The sequence below is a fragment of the Paenibacillus phoenicis genome (assembly GCF_034718895.1).
GTDB lineage: Bacteria > Bacillota > Bacilli > Paenibacillales > Paenibacillaceae > Fontibacillus > Fontibacillus phoenicis.
Genome location: NZ_JAYERP010000001.1, coordinates 2426273 through 2443240, shown reverse-complemented (window position 1 = coordinate 2443240; position 16968 = coordinate 2426273). Strand labels below are relative to the sequence as shown.

The following is a 16968-nucleotide window of genomic DNA, read 5'->3' as shown; positions in this document are numbered from 1 at the left end:
GCCGCCGTAAAACCTTAAGTTATTTGCGGCCAAGATTTACGCCAATCATGCCGCCGATCGCACCGATGACAAACCCCGGCAGGATATATCCCCATTCCCGGAGCCCCAATGACGTATCTAGAGCCAAGAAGCTGATCAGCAGCAAGATGAGCACGTACAGTGCACCGGTCAGAGCGCCTTGATACCATCCCTTCTGTTTGGCACGTTTGCCGGAGACGATCCCCCCGAACAAGACGGCAACAGCATGCACCAGATACGTGTACATCGACAGTTCAAACTCTTCAACCATTTCGCCTTGCAACAATAAAGATAGAATCAATGCGCCGATCATCATCCATAAAAATCCATACCACAACCCTGCAACGGTGGGCTGGGACATACGCATCCCGAAAATTCGGCGGATCAAATGCATCGTGGTCAGCCTCCTGTTTTCCATGTCTTCGACAGACGTTTTACCACATTTTATGGTCAAGCTAACTCGGATAGACCTACTTGGCCCAATTGAGTTAGGAAGATTCATGTAAGCCTCCCGGATTTTAACCTGTGATCTTTCGCATGGAACGGGAAGGCGGCGGTCAGAATACCAATACCATGTTTTGTGCGAACTTGTAACCAGAGGAGGGATTGGCGTGGTCGAGCATGTGGCAAACCATGTTTTCCGAACCGTCCTGATGTATTTCTTGGTATTCGGAGTCATGCGGATTATGGGAAAAAGAGAAATCGGCGAGCTGTCGATCTTCGACCTGGTCATCTCGATCATGATCGCAGAGATCGCCGTTTTTGCCCTGGAAGATATCAATCGGCCGATTTATGACGGAGTCATACCGATGTTGACCCTGCTGCTGATTCAAATCGCCATCGCCATGCTGTCGCTTCGCTTCCGTAAAATAAGGCTGTGGTTTGATGGCGAGCCCAGCGTCATTATCCGAAACGGGAAAATTAACCGGGAAGAAATGAAACGCCAGCGATACAACTTAGATGATTTAATGATGCAGCTGCGCTCGCAGCAGATCGACAGCGTTGCCGACGTCGAGTTTGCCGTGTTGGAAACGAGCGGGCAGCTTAGTGTGATTCCCAAAGACAAATCCGAAGGGGGAGAGCAGCCTTCCCAAAAGAAGGATGCCAACCTCTCGGCAAAAATCAAATATGAAGCACTCCCGCTGCCGCTCATTATGGATGGCAAGGTAAACGACGAGAACTTGCGCAAAATCGGAAAAACCCGCTTTTGGCTGAAAAATCAGATTCAAATGAAAGGCTTAACGGATTTCAAGCAGGTGTTCTTTTGCAGTATCGATCATAATGGAAAGCTGTATATCAATGAGATGGACGCAAAACAATAACCTTCGTTATTTCCGAAACCATTTGCCTAGGACAGGCAGCCGCTTAAGGTCATGGAGATCAAACAATCCCATGATTCCGGCTAGAGCTAAATACAGCAATCCGGACAGGGAGGCCGCCATCAAGAACTGCCAGCCCATTTGAGAGCTCAGGACGAGGTTCTTATATAAATAGTCCGCGGCGGCGGCCATGATGATCATCGCCGCTCCAACCTTGAGGATATCCAGGTAAGGCATACGATAACGCAGTGATTTGGACACACCGACAGCATGCATGACGGTCACGATGATAAAGTTGATAATAATCGCGATAATTGCCCCGTAGATGCCTAGTGCCGGGTTCGAGGCCAGATAGAAGATTAAGGTGATTTTGATGATGGCCCCAACCAGTGTGTTAATGAGTGCGCGGCCCGGCTTATCCAACGCTTGCAGCGTGGCCTGCAGCGGCGTTTGGATATACAGCAGAAGGGCGAAGGGGGCCATGATTTTGAGCATGCCTCCGATCATGCCATCGTTGTACACAAGCCGGCAGATCGGGTCAGCCAACACGAACATGATCGCGGCGAACGGAGCGCCGGTGACCAGCGCAAGCCGCAAGGATTGATGGAGACGCAGGTGGATCGTTCTGGTGTCGCCGCGTGCCTGCGCTTCAGCCAGCGAAGGGACAAGCGAGACGGCGAGCGACGAAGTTAACGCTCCCGGCAGCAGCAACAGCGGGATGATCATCCCTTGCAGCGCCCCGTATTGGGAGGTCGCAACGCCAACTCCTACGCCGGCGATCGCCAAGCTCCGCGCGGTTGTAATCGACTCCAGCAGGTAGGAGAGCGAGCCGACCAGACGGCTGCCGGTAACCGGAATGGCGATGCGCAGAATTCGGCGCAGGTTGGCGTGGAACGGATAGGCGGAGGAGGCGGATGTTTCCTCATTCGGGTTCACAGCATTGGCAGGGCTCACTGCTAGATTGCCGGGTGTAGAGCCTCCCAGCCGCTCCCTCCGCTTCAGGCGGTGATACTGCCAGAGCAGGACCCCCATGCCTACGATCTCGCCGGCAACAACACCAAGCATGGCTCCTGCAGCCGCATAGGCGATGCCCATCGGGAGCATGAGATACGAGAACCAGAGGACGCCGATAATTCGGGCCACCGTTTCCATGATGGACGACACCGCCGAGGGAATCATATCCTGCTTCCCTTGGAAATATCCGCGGAAGACCGAAGAGACTGAGACGATGATGATCATCGGGCTCATTGCGATAAAAGTGTGATAAACCCGGGCATCGGTCAGAATGTAACGGGTCACCCATGGCGCGCCAAACAAGCAGAGAAACGTAAACAGAAAGCCGGCTGCCGTCGTAAATACTAAGCTTGTCCGTAAAATCGACACCGAGCGCCCGGGCTGACCCGAGGATTCTGCTTCGGCCACCAGCTTGGCTACAGCGAGCGGAATGCCGCCGGTAATAATCGTTACGAGCACGAGAAAAAAGGGATAACCGAGCTGATACAGCCCTACGCCTTCGGCCCCGATCACGCGGGGCAGCATGATGCGCGGAATGAAGCCCAGGAGGCGGTTTACGATCCCAGCCACAAGCAGGATCATCGTACCTTGGATAAAGGTTTGCTTATTCAATCGAAACTCCACTCCCCCGGCAGCACTTTGGTAACTTCCTACATACGCGATGCTTATAGAAATCAGCTGCCTTATAAACTCGTAAGCGAGGCGTACAACCTCTCACTTCATGGATATGACAGACCTGTCCCGGTTCATGACTTGTCTTTTTCACAAGATTCGAAAACCAAACAACTCTTGTAAGCAGGATTCGGAGATTTAGGGTAGAATGTAATAAGACGGGTTTTCGAAGGAGGCTTGAAGTATGGCTGAAGAACAAATGACGGACCAACAACTAAATGAGGCAATCGAAAGCTTGTGTCGCAGTAAGGCCGAGGAGTTCCGGCTGATCGGGTACGAGCATGTGACCGGACCTGACATTTGGGAATGTATCAGCCATAAATACGAGAAGGGGGGAATCCCTCCCTTGTACCAATTGGTGAATGACATTCTTTCTTTGAAAGTCACCCAGTTTATGAACTATATGACGATGTCCGCCTTTCGGGGATCCCGTTTGGATTAAATGGGATCTTTTTTTCGTGCCGGTCGTTAATCGAATTGACAATTTTAGATAAATTGACTGGTTTTTCGGCCATCGCTATAATAGGAATATTGAGAATTTGAAAGGGGAAAGAAGTACGGGATGAAAAGAATTATCACATTCATAACCGTCGTGGTTGTCTCGTTTGGCATCATGGCTTGGACAACCCCCGACCTATTAAAGAACGTACGTCTCGGCCTTGATCTGAAAGGCGGCTTTGAGATTCTATATGAAGCCAGTCCGTTGGAAGGCGGAGGTCAGGTCACGAAGGAATCCTTAATCCAAACGGCCAAGAGCCTGGAGGACCGGGCGAACAAGCTGGGAACCAGCGAGCCGGAAGTCACGACGGAAGGCACGAACCGGATCCGCTTGAAGGTGGCCGGCGTTACCGATGAAGAAACAGTGCGCAAGACGATGAAGGAGCCGGCTTCGCTGACGTTCCGCAGTAAGGACGGCACGGAGAAGAACGCGGACGAATACAACAAGATCGAAATGATCGGAACCGATTTCGCGGAAAATGGTGCCAAACTGGAATTCACACAGATGAATGAACCGGTTGTCAGCATTAAAGTGAAAAACAAAGAAAAGTTCGCTGAAGTCACCAAACGTTTGCTGGGACAACCCCTGGCGATTTATATGAACGATGAGCTGGTCTCCGCTCCGATCGTTCAAGCCGTTTTGACCGACGGGTCCGCACAAATCAGTGTGGGCGGCGACTTGGAGAAGGCGAAAGAGCTGCGCGACAAGATCAATCTTGGTGCCCTCCCGTTGAAGCTGACGGAGAAATATTCTCAAAGCGTCGGCGCGACGCTCGGTAAGCAGTCACTGGATCAGACGATTGAAGCCGGCCTGATTGGCTCTCTTTTCATTCTGCTGTTCATGGTCGGGATGTACCGGGTGCCTGGGCTAATTGCCTCGTTTACCCTGATTGTGCATACCTGGCTGCTCATTCTCGTGTTCGTCTGGGCAGACTTTACGTTAACTCTTCCAGGGATTGCGGCTATCATTCTCGGGATTGGGATGGCGGTGGACGCCAACATTATTACCAATGAACGGATTCATGAGGAAATACGGGCCGGCAAGAGTATCATGTCTGCGGTCAAAGCAGGGGACAAGCATTCTCTCCGTACAGTGCTTGATTCGCAGATCACGACGATTATCGTTGCGGCCGTGATGTATGCGTATGGTACGGGGGCCGTTAAAGGCTTTGCCTTGGTGCTCATCGTGGAAATCGTACTTAGTATCGCCACGAATATCTATCTCGCCCGTTTCCTGCTGAACCTGCTGCTCAAAGCCGGCAAGCTGTTGAAACCGAAGTATTTCGGTGTGAAGGAGCGTGACATTCGTGAGCTTTAAGAAGAACCTGGATTATATACATCTGAGTAAATACTTCTACACCCTTTCAATCGTCTTGACGATTGCCGGCATCATTTGCTTGGCGTTCTTCGGTTTGAACTATAGCGTAGATTTCAAAGCAGGGTCTAATGTGGATATTTCCCTGTCCAAGCCGCTGACGGCCGATCAAGTCCGCCCGATCTTGAAAAATATGGGGATCGAGGAGAATGAAGCGAGCATCAGTCCTGGACAAGACCGGATGAATATCCGATTTACGCAAGTATTAAGTGAAGAGAATGACGCGAAGCTGAAAGCGGAAATTGCCAAATTAGACGATAAAGCTTCGTTTGAAGTGAATACGGTTGACCCGGAAATGGCGAAAGAACTGGCGCGCAATGCAATTTATGCCGTGTTGATCTCCTGTATCGGGATTATTATTTACGTTGGCATCCGGTTTGAATGGCGGTTTGCTGTGGCTGCGATCATCGCGCTGCTGCATGACGCTTTTATGGTCATTTCCGTCTTCTCGATCTTCCGGCTCGAGGTTGACTTGACCTTTATCGTCGCTGTACTTACGATTATCGGCTATTCGATTAACGATACGATCGTTATCTTTGACCGGATTCGCGAAAATCTGCGATTTGCCAAAACGAAAACTCGTCAGGACCTGATCAATCTGGTGAACGTGAGCGTATCGCAAACGATTATGCGTTCCTTGTATACCGCGTTGACGGTGTTCGTGGCGGCCTTCTTCCTCCTCATTCTAGGCGGAGAGTCGATCCGGATGTTCTCGCTTGCGATGGTAATCGGCCTGTTGTTTGGGGCGTATTCGTCTATCTTTATCGCAAGCCCGCTCTGGTTCCTGCTCAAGAGTAAGCAAAAGCATAAACCGGCTAAAGCTTCCTGAACGGCCGAAATGTCTGATTGAAGCACCCATTCATTCGCTGAATTAAAGCTAGAGCCGCGTCTTCTGACGCGGCTTTCGTAACTTGTCCGCTTTTACGTGCATCAGGAGGGGGATTATGACACGAGAACAAGCTGTTATTCCGGCACCGACAGCATGGCCCGGGATCGTTGGGGATCTTGTCCTGGCCGTGTTTTTGGGGACGGTTGGTCTGCTGTACGACAGTCTGGCATTGCTGGCCGGGGCATTATATTCTGCGTACGATGTTGCGGTTGGCGTCGCCGCGAGACTGTCTGTACCGGGAAAAAGGCGTTTGCGGCTGGCCGGTTCGTCCGCAAGCAAAGCGACGCCTGAGCCGCTGCCGGCGATTTTCTTCTCCGTTTTTTTGTTGATGGGCACCGTTCAACTGTGGATTGCGTCCATCACTGACATGGTTGAGGGCGACACCACTCCACCGGAGACTTTCGTTTTGGCAGCCGTGCTCCTATCGATGGCTTTGCGGGAAACGTTGTTTCAAATCAAGTTGCGTATTTCCCGCAGGAAGTCGGATCAGGAGTTGCAGCTGATCGTCGAGAAGCACCGTCATTCGTTGTTCTCATCTGTAGTTGTTCTCGCGGGTGTGTTTGGGGCGATGGGAGGGCAAGCCTGGGATGTGCCCGTTCTGGCGTATCTTGATCCGGTTGCCGCGATCCTTGTCGCCTTACATGTGATGATCCAAGTCTATCGGCTGGTGAGACGCTCCATCTACGGACCGGTTCGGACGGAGGTACGCGAAGAGGATGCTGCTACCTTCATCGAGACGGTACAGCGGGTGCATGGCGTGATTACAGTAGATGATTTGAAAGCGCAGGAGAACGGACATTATGTGACCGTGACCGCCAAGATTAGCGTAAATCCTAAGCTTACCGTTATGGAAGCCAACGATATCGCCAATCGGGCCAAAATGCTGCTGCTCAACCGCTTTTCCCATGTCACTGACGTTCGGATTCAAGTCGGGCCTTACGAGGCGGGGTATCCTTATAAGAGCAATACCGATGCTGATAGTGATTTGCCGAACTTGCTGCAGTAAGCTGGCCCCGGGATAGAACCGACAGGAAGAAAGAAGGTGACGTTTTTTGCTTCATGCCAAATATCGCTGGACACAGCTTCCCTATGACGAAGAGGCTGCCAGACGGCTGGCCGGCCAGCTGAATATTTCCCCTTTGCTGGCGTCTTTGCTGGTGACGCGGGAGATGGAAAGCCCTGAGAAGGCGGAGCTCTTCTTAAGAGGAAGCCTTGCCGATCAACACGATCCCATGCTGCTCAGCGGCATGAAAGAAGCCGTACCGCGCATCCGCCGTGCGGTGGAAAATGGGGAGCGGATTTTGATATACGGGGATTATGACGCCGATGGGGTGTCATCGACGACTTTAATGATCTACCTGATGAGGCATCTCGGTGCTACATATGACTACTACATCCCGCATCGAACGAAAGAGGGATATGGGCTACATATTCCGGTGCTGGAGCATTATCACAAGAAAGGCTTTACGCTGATCGTGACGGTAGATACGGGGATCAGCGCCGTTGAGCAGGTGGCCTACGCCAATGCGGTGGGCATGGACGTGATCGTCACTGACCACCACGAACCGCCGGCGGTTTTACCGGAAGCGTACGCTTTGATTAACCCCAAGCTGCCATACTGCACGTATCCGTTTAAAGGACTGGCCGGGGTGGGGGTGGCGTACAAGCTGGCCCAAGCGCTCCTGGGGGAGGACACCCCCATTGCTTGGACCGAGCTGGCCGCGCTGGGGACGATTGCTGACCTGATGCCACTGACCGGAGAGAACCGGATGATCGTCAAGTCCGGTCTGGCATCGATGGAGCGCTCGGCATTTCCGGGCATGACGGCATTGCTCGGAACCTCCGGCTGGTCCAGCGGGGAAGTTACTTCGACAGCCGTCGCCTTCGGGTTGGCACCGCGGATTAATGCCAGCGGCCGCATGAGCCACGCCAACCGCGCCGTCGCCTTATTGACGGCGGAGAACATGGAAGAAGCCGAGGCGATCGCCGAGGAGCTGGATGTGCTGAACAAGGAGCGCCAAATAATTGTCGAGGATATGGTGCAAGAAGCGCTTCAGCAGCTGGAAAGCCAAGAGCAGTCGGAAGGGCTGCCCGACGTGATTGTGGTGGCCGGCGAAGGCTGGAATGCCGGCGTTGTCGGGATCGTCGCCTCCAAATTGCTGGAACGGTATTATCGCCCGACCATCGTGTTGGGAATTCATCCCGAGACCGGGGAGTGCAAAGGCTCCGCCCGCTCAATTCCCGGCTTTGACATCTATGAAGCCTTAACCGATTGCGCCGACCTGCTGGACCACTTTGGCGGACATCCATCCGCTGCAGGGATGTCCCTAAGCCGGGAGCGATTGGAGGAATTTGGCCGAAGGCTGAATGCTTTTGCCGCCGGGCGGCTCACGCCGGAGCATTTCGTGCCGGTCCTGGAGACCGATTTGACTTGCTCTTTAAAAGACATTACGCTGCAAGCAATCGAACAACTCCAGCAACTGGCTCCATTTGGCATGGCAAACACCTGTCCCAGGCTGCTTCTTCGTGGCCTAAAGCTGCTGGAATGCCGCCAGATGGGCAAAGACGGCAAGCACTTGAAGCTGATTCTTGGCCAAAACGGTAAAACCGTAGAAGCCGTCGCGTTTGGCAAAGGTGAATTGGCCCCGTTGCTGTCGGAAGAAGCTCGGATCGATATCGTTGCGGAAGCCAGTGTCAACGAGTGGAACGGCTCGCGCAAGCCGCAGCTCATGATCCAGGATTTAGCGGTGTCTCATCTGCAGGTGTTTGATTACCGCGGCTCCCGGAATCCATCGCAGCTGCTCGAAGAGCTTCGAGGGAAGCTGGATAAGCTGCCCGCCTGCGGTTCGGGAGCGTCGGCTGTCATCGTAAATGAAGGTTCCGCATTTTTCCATACCCTTGATTTGAAGGAGACCCCGATTTGGGTATATGATAAGAACGTTGGCGTGCGTCCTGGGAACGAGCTCGCGCAAACCGCTGGGATTCACGCTGCGTCGACATTGTTCGTCCTGGAGCTTCCGGATGCACCGGAGAGCTGGACTGGGATGGTATCCGCTTTTACCGGTCTGGAGCGCATCTATATGCTGCATTCGCTGCGTGCGCCCCAAGAGCGCATCGAGCCGCCTTCTCGCGATCATTTCAAGCTCGTGTACAGCTTGATCTATCGGGGAGCCGGCCAAGGGCTTCCTGAGGAAGAGCTGTTGGCGGCGCTTGTGAAGCGTACCGGTTGGTCAAAGCGGATGGTTGAGATGGCGCTTGGGGTATTCGAGGAGCTGGGATTTATTATTCGGGCATCCGGGATGATTCGGATCCATCCGTCTCCTTCCAAGCAGGCCTTGGAAACGTCAAGCCGTTACCGGGAGCTGGGACTGCTGGCTGAAATCGAACAGATGCTGCAGTACGGCCGGGTGCCGGAAATTACGGAATGGATGCTAACCCATATTCAGGGAGCCTCATAAATGTTTTGTTCTGAAATTTAGAAATGATTTGCATGCATTTGAACTAGGAGGAGATTGGTTTGGATTTTAAAGAGTACATCCGGGTGATTCCTGATTTCCCTCAACCGGGCATTAGCTTCAAGGATATTACGACGTTGCTCAATGACGGTAACATGTACCGCAAGGCGATCGACGAACTGAAGCAGCGGGTATCTCATTTGAAGATCGATTTGATTGCCGGCCCTGAAGCCCGCGGTTTCGTTGTGGGTGCGCCGCTGGCTTACGCGCTTGGCGTCGGGTTCGTACCGATCCGCAAGAGTGGGAAGCTGCCTTACAAAACGATTGAGGTGGAATACGACCTGGAATACGGCAAAGACCGGTTAGCGATGCACAGCGATGCGGTAAAGCCGGGGCAAAACGTGCTGATTGCGGATGACTTGCTAGCGACTGGGGGAACGATCTCAACCTCTGTGGATCTGGTTCGTCAACTAGGAGGGAACGTCGTTGGTACTGCCTTCCTGATTGAGTTAAGTGAGCTGGAAGGCCGCAAGAAGCTGCCGGGAATTGAAATCTTTTCACTCGTGCAATACGAATAAAAATAGATCCCATACAAAAGGGGCTGCTGCCACGTATCACATGGCAACAGCCCCTAATTTGTATAGAAGAGTGAGCTTAATGGGCCGCTTCTTCGTTATCGTTGCTTAACTTCAGCACTTGAATGAGCTTGAAGAACAGGCTAAGCACAATGCCAACGATCGTTGCCAAGGCCATACCCTTCAGCACGACGTTACCCATGGTCAGTTGGGTGCCGCTCAGGCCGATGACCAGAACAACGGTGGTCAGCAGCATGTTGGTAGGCTTGGAGAAATCCACCTTCTGCTCCACGAAGATCCGCAAGCCCGAGGCGGCGATAACGCCAAACAGCAGCAAGGATACGCCGCCCATAACCGGATCCGGAATATTAGCGATGATTGCCGAGAACTTCCCGGAGAAGGAGAGCAGGATGGCAAAGATCGCCGCACCCCCGATCACGTACACAGAAAACACGCGGGTTAATGCCATGACACCAATGTTCTCCCCATAGGTCGTGTTCGGCGTGGAGCCTACAAAACCGGAAAGAATCGTGGAGATCCCGTTCCCCATCAGCGACCGGTGCAAGCCCGGGTCCTTGGACAAGTCCTTGCCCACAATGTTGCTCGTCACCAGCAGGTGGCCGATATGCTCCACGATGACGACCAGCGCGACCGGCACGATCGAGATGATGACGGAGGTATCCCATTGCGGGGTTGTGACCGTCGGCAGGGTGATCCACTTCGCTTGTTCGATCGCTGAGGTGTCGACCACACCCATGAATAAAGCTAGAACATAACCAACGACGATCCCGATCAAGATGTGAATAATCTTCGGAAAGCCGCGGAACAAGACAGCGCCAAGTACCGTAACGACTAACGTCACGAGCGACAGCGTGATGGACGTTCCATCTGGCGTCCAGCCCTCCGAGCCATCGGTGATCCATCCGGCCATGCCGGCTGCGACGGGAATCAGCTCCAGGCCGATCAGGGCAACGATAGCCCCCATAGCGGCTGGTGGGAATACGACATCGATCCACTTCGTGCCGGCGTATTTAATCAGCAGCGCAATCAGAACGAAGATCGCGCCGGTGACGATAAACGCGCCGAGAGCCAAAGCGTAGCCGTTCCCCGGATGAGTCTGGAGAACCGCCTGAACCGGTGCGATGAAGGCAAAGCTGGAACCCAGATAAGCAGGGATTTTCCCTTTGCAGATGAGGATGTACAACAGGGTACCGATGCCGTTCATCAGCAGGATCATGCCGGGGTCGACGCCAAACAGGTTAGGCACCAGCACCGTGCTTCCGAACATGGCAAATAAGTGCTGCAGGCTTAACAGCACGCCCGGTCCGAACGGGACTTTCTCATTCACTTGAATTTCACGTTGCAACGAGTTCACTCCTCTATAGATACGTTCATAAGATAACTATCCTTAATAGGATAATGACATTGGCGACAATTTTCAACATAAAAATACTTGACTTTTGTTTTTCTTTCCCAGGTAATCCCTTCATCGGCTGGTCGGTCTACCCTCCCGAAGGCAGGCAGATCTTGCCGGGATGCTGTCCGTGCAGCGAAGACAATACCTGGAGTTGACGTGAGGGAACGCAAGAGGCATAATTATAGGAAATCAAAATGAGGCGAATTATGCTCTTGTATGCGTTTTTTCAGTATATTTTCATATAGAAAGGAATCAACAGGATCTCAATGGGCATAGAGCAATTACTCGAAAAGGCGTCTGCCTATATAAAGGAACCGGATCTGAGGCGGATTCGGGAAGCGTACGAGTTTGCGGATCAAGCCCATCACGGACAGGTTCGCAAATCCGGAGAACCTTATATCCTACATCCTTTGGCCGTAGCGGATATTGTAGTGAACATGCAAATGGATGCGCTGTCGGTCATTGCGGCCTTGCTTCATGATGTGGTGGAAGACACGACAGTGTCCTTAAAGGAGATACAGGAGCATTTCGGCAGTGATTGTGCATTGCTCGTTGACGGCTTAACCAAGCTGGAGCGGATCAAATTCCAATCCAAAGAAGAGCAGCAGAACGAGAACTACCGTAAAATGTTCATTGCGATGGCACAAGACATCCGCGTCATCGTCATCAAATTGGCGGACCGGCTGCATAACATGCGGACTTTGAAATACCAGTCCGAGGAGAGTCAGCGCCGGATTGCATATGAAACGCTGGAAATCTTCTGCCCTATCGCGAACCGGCTCGGGATCTCCGCCATCAAATGGGAAATGGAGGATATTGCCCTGCGGTACTTGAACCCGCAGCAATATTACCGGATCGCCAACTTGATGCGCAAGAAACGGGCGGAGCGCGAGGAATACATCAAGAACGTGATCGCCCGTATCGCCGAGAAGCTGGACGAAATGGGCATCCAAGCGGATTTGTCGGGGCGACCCAAGCATATTTACAGCGTGTATAAGAAAATGACGATGAAAAACAAGCAGTTCAACGAAATTTACGATCTGCTGGCCATCCGTATCATCGTGGACAATATCAAGGACTGTTACGCGACCCTGGGGATCATCCATACGTTATGGAAGCCGATGCCGGGGCGGTTTAAAGACTATATCGCCATGCCGAAGGCGAACATGTACCAGTCGTTGCATACGACGGTCGTTGGGCCTAACGGGGAACCTACAGAGGTTCAAATCCGCACATGGGAAATGCACCGGACGGCAGAATACGGGATTGCCGCGCACTGGGCCTACAAGGAAGGCGCAGGGACGAGCGGTCTCGAGAACAAAATTACGTTCTTTAACGAAATCCTGGAGCTTCAACATGAAGCCAAGGATGCTTCCGAATTCGTGGAATCGCTCAAAATGGACTTCTTCTCGGACCTGGTGTTTGTGTTTACGCCGTCCGGGGAAGTCATTGAGCTTCCGGCAGGCTCCGTGCCGCTGGACTTCGCGTACCGTATCCATACGGAAGTTGGCAATCGTACGATTGGGGCCAAGGTGAACGGACGGATCGTCCCGCTGGATCATCGGCTGAAAACCGGGGACATCGTGGAGATCTTGACCTCCAAACACTCGTACGGACCTAGTCAGGACTGGCTCAAAATTGCGCAATCCTCCCATGCTCGCAGCAAGATCAAGCAATGGTTCAAGAAGGAAAAGCGCGAAGAAAACGTGGAAAAAGGACGCGAAGCGATCGAACGCGAGCTGAAGCGGGCGGGGCTCGAGCCTTCCTTGTGGATGAGCGACGACAAGCTGTTGGAAGCGGCGAAGAAGTATGCCTTCAACGACATCGACGATATGCTGTCGGCGATTGGGTTCGGCGGGATCACGGCCTCCCAAGTCGTGACGAAGCTGACCGAGAAGCTGCGCAAGGAGCAGGAGGAAGCGGCCGGGCACATCGAGTTGACCACCGAGGTCAAAGAAGTGAAAGCGCCGGAAGAACGCCGGCATCGCCCAACGAACGGCGTCGTCGTGAAGGGGATCGACAATTTGCTGGTGCGGTTTGCTAGATGCTGCAATCCGGTACCTGGCGACGAGATCGTTGGTTACATCACCCGCGGCCGCGGCGTATCCGTGCATCGCAGCGACTGTCCGAACATCCCGAGCGGAGGAGAAGGCGAAGAGGCGGCGCGTGTGATCGACGTGGAATGGGAAGATTCGATCGAAGCGAATTACAGTGTCGATATCGAAATTACCGGGCACGACCGTCGTAACTTCTTAAACGAAGTGCTGCAGGCTGTGTCGGAAAGCAAAACGAATATTTCGGCCGTCTCGGGGCGGTCGGATAAGAACAAAATGGCTTTGGTGCATATGACGATTCTGATTCGGAATACCGATCATCTGCAATCCGTTGTGGAGAAGATCAAACGGGTGAAGGATGTGTACACGGTTCACCGGATTATGCAGTAGCAGATAGGAAAGGATTCAAACCAAGATGAGAGTGGTTGTGCAGCGTTGCCGTGAGGCGCGCGTGGTCGTAGCGGGAGAGACGGTAGGGGCGATCGGACCGGGGCTCATGCTGTTGGTTGGCGTGACGCATGAGGATACCGAGCAGGATGCCGCCTATTTGGCGGAGAAGATCTCCGGCTTACGCATATTTGAAGACGAAGCAGGCAAGATGAACCTGGCGGTTACGGAGATCGGCGGGGCGATTTTGTCGGTCTCCCAGTTTACCTTGTACGGTGATTGCCGCAAGGGCAAACGGCCCAACTTCATGGCGGCGGCCCGGCCGGAAACGGCGGAGCCGCTGTACGAGCGGTTTAACGAGCTGCTTCGGGCGAAAGGGTTGACGGTCGAAACCGGTATGTTTGGCGCCGATATGGACGTTCAGCTGACGAATTGGGGTCCGGTGACCCTGATCGTGGACAGCCCTGGCAGCGAGGGATAACTGCGAGGATACGGAAGTGGGGCAAGACGCGGAAATTCTGCGTCTTGCCCCGCTTTTATGTTAGGAGGAAGGTATCGGACAGATTTTCTTGCTGTGCAACGGAACGGGGCAATATGGACAAATTCCCTTCATTTTCATGCAGGATTTCGGGTTCTGTAGGATAAGCGGACCGATTTTGGTACAACCTTGTGATAAAGAGCTTGACGACCAAAGGAGGTGCTCACATGCACCAATCCGTGAAATCGAGAGACTGGCAATCCTCTCCGCTCATGACAGCGGGACACCGCAGCGAAGCCCGGATGACGGCCCGTCTGGCCGAACCGGAGCGCTTTGAACCGATGATGCAGGAGACCAGGCCCTCTGCCGAATGGCTCCCTCGACCCGGAAGCTGATGCTGAATGAATAAGGAGGAATCGGTCATGGCCAGACATATTCAGGCCTATTTTAATACAGAAGATCAAGTGGAAGGTGCGCGTATCGCCCTGCTGGCCTACAACACGAATGAGGTTGAAGCAGGGAATGTATCGAACGAATGGGGCGAAGACGATGAGCTTCAGGTTTCGTTATTGCCTCTAAATAATGGGGTGATCAGCGCATCAGGCGCAAACAACCCGGGAGTTGTTCCTGTACCCGGAACGGTACGCGGTGTGCAGAGCGTGCTGCCGGTGGTAGCTTTGGGAGAAGACAATACCGGCGACACGTTAGATGGTGAACGCAGCCAAGCGGTGGGAGACGGAGAACGGCTAATGACATCGAAACCTCCCATCGAGACCGGTGACGAGCCGCAGGGATGGAAATATGTACTCAGTGCAAAGGTGAAGGACAGCGATTATGAGACGGTTGTGCGGAAATTGCGCGAACATGGGGGCTATGTTGTAACGGAATAGTAGGGGGATATGGGTTCTTGTAATATAACTGTAATATTAGATACATGTTCCCTTAACATTGCTTGTTTATAATAACGGCATGACCCCCTTTTTAATATAATACCTTTTGGACCTGCACCCCGTTGGTGACAGGTTTTTTTCTTTGTGTAGACATTTTTCGCGTCTCGGGCTTGACTTTAGCGCGGTGGTTTCATACAATCTAAAAATAACAGTTGACGTCACTTCTATGGCGTAAATTGAAACGAATAGGTATTCGATGACGGGACAAAGTAGTTTAACCCCACACCCACAGAGAGGAATCCCCGACTTCGGCGCGGCAGACGGATCAATCGTATTCGTTATGCGGGCGGTGAAGCAGGCTGGAAGGATTCTGATGATGATTAAACGAAAGACTTCCCCGAGAACCGGCGGCGAAATCTAAGGCGGCTTATGGCTTGGACTTCGAGAGTAGACGTGCGGCGTAGGCGGGCGATAACCGTTTGAAGCGAATTTGATGCTTGGAAGCTGATGCGCATGTGCGAAGCGGAGCAGCTTTTGAGAGTCGACATTCGGAATGTGGGTGGCACCACGGGTGATTGCGAAACGATCTCTCGTCCCTGTTTGGATCAAACAGGAACGGGAGATTTTTTATATTGGCTTACGAGTCTGAGATGGAGGATGAACAATATGGCTTTTCAGAAACCGACGGGCACGCAGGATATCTTGCCAGGAACCGTCGAGAAATGGCAGTTTATTGAGGAGAAGGCCAGGGACTTGTGCCGGCGTTTTAATTACCGGGAAATTCGGACCCCGATCTTTGAACAGACCTCGCTGTTTGAACGCGGCGTAGGGGAGACGACGGATATCGTCGAGAAGGAAATGTACACGTTTCTGGATAAAGGGGATCGCAGCATGACGCTGCGTCCAGAAGGGACGGCCGGCGTTGTCCGCTCCTATGTGGAGAACAAGTTGTACGGCGAACCGGACGTCAGCAAGCTGTATTATATCGGGCCGATGTTCCGTTACGAGCGCCCGCAGGCAGGGCGTCAACGCCAATTCCACCAGTTTGGAGTGGAGGCGTTTGGTGCGACGGATCCGGCGATCGACGCCGAGGTTGTGGCGCTGGGTTATCAGTTTTGCCGTGAGCTGGGTCTTCAAGGGGTGAAGGTGGAGATCAACTCCGTTGGCAATCCATCCAGTCGGGCGGCTTACCGCGAGAAGCTGCTGGAGTTCCTGCTGCCGATGAAGGACAGCTTGTGCAAAGACTGCCAAGCTCGGATTGAACGCAATCCGCTGCGTGTGCTGGACTGTAAGACGGACCAGGATAAATTCGACGGGGCGCCGTCGATTCTGGATAGTTTGGATGAGGAGTGCACCACGCATTTTGCGAAGGTTCAGGAGCTGCTGAGCGCGATGGAGATCGACTATGAAATCAATCCACGCCTTGTTCGCGGGTTGGACTACTACACGCACACCGCTTTTGAATACAAAGCCCAAGGCATCGGCGCCATCGATACGATTGGCGGCGGCGGCCGTTATAACGGGCTGGTGGCGGAAGTGGGCGGTCCCGATCAACCGGGCATCGGGTTCGGGATGGGACTCGAACGGATCGCGCTGATTTTGGAAAAGCAAGAGATCGAGCTCGGCGCCGTCAAGCCGCTGGATGTGTATCTGATTGCCTTAGGCGAAGCTGCGGAGAAGGAGATTACGACCCAGCTGTTTAAGCTGCGGCAAGCGGGATTCTCTGCGGAACGCGATTATCTGGGCCGGAAGATGAAGGCGCAAATGAAATCCGCTGACCGGATGCAGGCGCGCTATACCGCAATTCTCGGCGACGATGAGCTGCAGCGCGGGGAAATCGCGTTGAAGTCGATGGACAGCGGCGAGCAGCGCACCGTGAAGTTAAGCGAATTGCTGAATGAGTTGCAGTAACCTAAACAACTACAAA

Annotated in this window: 15 protein-coding genes; 12 read left to right on the top strand and 3 right to left on the bottom strand. The window is 53.2% G+C overall.

Translation table 11 applies throughout. The features are described 5' to 3' along the window. Positions 1 to 19 precede the first annotated feature (19 nt). Entirely contained in the window at positions 20 to 412 is a 393-nt protein-coding gene (locus U9M73_RS11410; protein ID WP_009224415.1) for a TIGR04086 family membrane protein, read from the bottom strand. Positions 413 to 671: 259 nt separating this feature from the next. On the opposite strand from U9M73_RS11410, the gene U9M73_RS11405 reads away from it, so the two are divergent. After that, complete coding sequence (locus U9M73_RS11405; protein ID WP_407673979.1) at positions 672 to 1340, top strand: DUF421 domain-containing protein; 669 nt, start codon at positions 672 to 674, stop codon at positions 1338 to 1340. Positions 1341 to 1346: 6 nt separating this feature from the next. On the opposite strand, the gene spoVB is transcribed toward U9M73_RS11405, so the two are convergent. Next, entirely contained in the window at positions 1347 to 2963 is a 1617-nt protein-coding gene (gene spoVB / locus U9M73_RS11400) for a stage V sporulation protein B (protein WP_323077359.1), read from the bottom strand. Between the two features lie 244 nt (positions 2964 to 3207). On the opposite strand from spoVB, the gene U9M73_RS11395 reads away from it, so the two are divergent. The 6 genes from U9M73_RS11395 to U9M73_RS11370 all read left to right on the top strand — a co-directional run bounded on the left by U9M73_RS11395 (position 3208) and on the right by U9M73_RS11370 (position 9818). Then, entirely contained in the window at positions 3208 to 3465 is a 258-nt protein-coding gene (locus U9M73_RS11395; protein WP_009224412.1) for a post-transcriptional regulator, read from the top strand. Positions 3466 to 3585: 120 nt separating this feature from the next. Next, the gene (gene secD / locus U9M73_RS11390) at positions 3586 to 4839 is read left to right on the top strand and encodes a protein translocase subunit SecD (protein WP_009224411.1); all 1254 of its coding nucleotides are present in this window, start codon (positions 3586 to 3588) and stop codon (positions 4837 to 4839) included. Beyond that, complete coding sequence (gene secF, locus U9M73_RS11385) at positions 4829 to 5725, top strand: protein translocase subunit SecF (RefSeq protein ID WP_050769721.1); 897 nt, start codon at positions 4829 to 4831, stop codon at positions 5723 to 5725. Before secD ends, secF begins: the two co-directional genes overlap by 11 nt. 115 nt (positions 5726 to 5840) lie before the next feature. Beyond that, on the top strand, positions 5841 to 6791 hold the full coding sequence (locus tag U9M73_RS11380; RefSeq protein WP_009224409.1) for a cation diffusion facilitator family transporter: 951 nt from the start codon (positions 5841 to 5843) through the stop codon (positions 6789 to 6791). Between the two features lie 46 nt (positions 6792 to 6837). After that, entirely contained in the window at positions 6838 to 9243 is a 2406-nt protein-coding gene (recJ, locus tag U9M73_RS11375; protein ID WP_323077358.1) for a single-stranded-DNA-specific exonuclease RecJ, read from the top strand. 59 nt (positions 9244 to 9302) lie between these two features. Beyond that, positions 9303 to 9818 (top strand): adenine phosphoribosyltransferase, encoded by a 516-nt coding sequence (locus U9M73_RS11370; protein ID WP_323077357.1) that lies wholly within the window; start codon positions 9303 to 9305, stop codon positions 9816 to 9818. A gap of 76 nt (positions 9819 to 9894) precedes the next feature. Here U9M73_RS11370 and uraA read toward each other — a convergent pair whose 3' ends face one another. Continuing rightward, the gene (gene uraA, locus U9M73_RS11365) at positions 9895 to 11181 is read right to left on the bottom strand and encodes a uracil permease (RefSeq protein ID WP_036644729.1); all 1287 of its coding nucleotides are present in this window, start codon (positions 11179 to 11181) and stop codon (positions 9895 to 9897) included. A gap of 317 nt (positions 11182 to 11498) precedes the next feature. On the opposite strand from uraA, the gene U9M73_RS11360 reads away from it, so the two are divergent. From U9M73_RS11360 to hisS, 5 genes are all read left to right on the top strand, one after another. After that, the gene (locus tag U9M73_RS11360; protein WP_009224405.1) at positions 11499 to 13676 is read left to right on the top strand and encodes a RelA/SpoT family protein; all 2178 of its coding nucleotides are present in this window, start codon (positions 11499 to 11501) and stop codon (positions 13674 to 13676) included. Between the two features lie 25 nt (positions 13677 to 13701). Next, positions 13702 to 14154: a D-aminoacyl-tRNA deacylase gene (gene dtd / locus U9M73_RS11355; protein ID WP_260070213.1), complete on the top strand. Its 453-nt coding sequence runs from the start codon at positions 13702 to 13704 to the stop codon at positions 14152 to 14154. A 224-nt stretch (positions 14155 to 14378) separates the two neighbouring features. Beyond that, a complete protein-coding gene (locus U9M73_RS11350) occupies positions 14379 to 14546 on the top strand; it encodes a hypothetical protein (RefSeq protein WP_260070214.1) in 168 nt (55 codons plus the stop codon). Between the two features lie 27 nt (positions 14547 to 14573). After that, entirely contained in the window at positions 14574 to 15041 is a 468-nt protein-coding gene (locus U9M73_RS11345) for a hypothetical protein (protein WP_260070215.1), read from the top strand. A gap of 666 nt (positions 15042 to 15707) precedes the next feature. Then, positions 15708 to 16952 carry a histidine--tRNA ligase gene (hisS, locus tag U9M73_RS11340; RefSeq protein ID WP_260070216.1) on the top strand — a complete coding sequence of 415 codons (1245 nt, stop codon included), beginning with the start codon at positions 15708 to 15710 and terminating at the stop codon, positions 16950 to 16952. Positions 16953 to 16968 lie beyond the last annotated feature (16 nt).

Coding starts and splice junctions, on each gene's coding strand:
- U9M73_RS11410 (WP_009224415.1), bottom strand. CDS start 412: ATGCATTTGATCCGCCGAATTTTCGGGATGCGTATGTCCCAGCCCACC.
- U9M73_RS11405 (WP_407673979.1), top strand. CDS start 672: ATGTATTTCTTGGTATTCGGAGTCATGCGGATTATGGGAAAAAGAGAA.
- U9M73_RS11395 (WP_009224412.1), top strand. CDS start 3,208: ATGGCTGAAGAACAAATGACGGACCAACAACTAAATGAGGCAATCGAA.
- secD (WP_009224411.1), top strand. CDS start 3,586: ATGAAAAGAATTATCACATTCATAACCGTCGTGGTTGTCTCGTTTGGC.
- U9M73_RS11380 (WP_009224409.1), top strand. CDS start 5,841: ATGACACGAGAACAAGCTGTTATTCCGGCACCGACAGCATGGCCCGGG.
- U9M73_RS11360 (WP_009224405.1), top strand. CDS start 11,499: ATGGGCATAGAGCAATTACTCGAAAAGGCGTCTGCCTATATAAAGGAA.
- dtd (WP_260070213.1), top strand. CDS start 13,702: ATGAGAGTGGTTGTGCAGCGTTGCCGTGAGGCGCGCGTGGTCGTAGCG.
- U9M73_RS11350 (WP_260070214.1), top strand. CDS start 14,379: ATGCACCAATCCGTGAAATCGAGAGACTGGCAATCCTCTCCGCTCATG.
- U9M73_RS11345 (WP_260070215.1), top strand. CDS start 14,574: ATGGCCAGACATATTCAGGCCTATTTTAATACAGAAGATCAAGTGGAA.
- hisS (WP_260070216.1), top strand. CDS start 15,708: ATGGCTTTTCAGAAACCGACGGGCACGCAGGATATCTTGCCAGGAACC.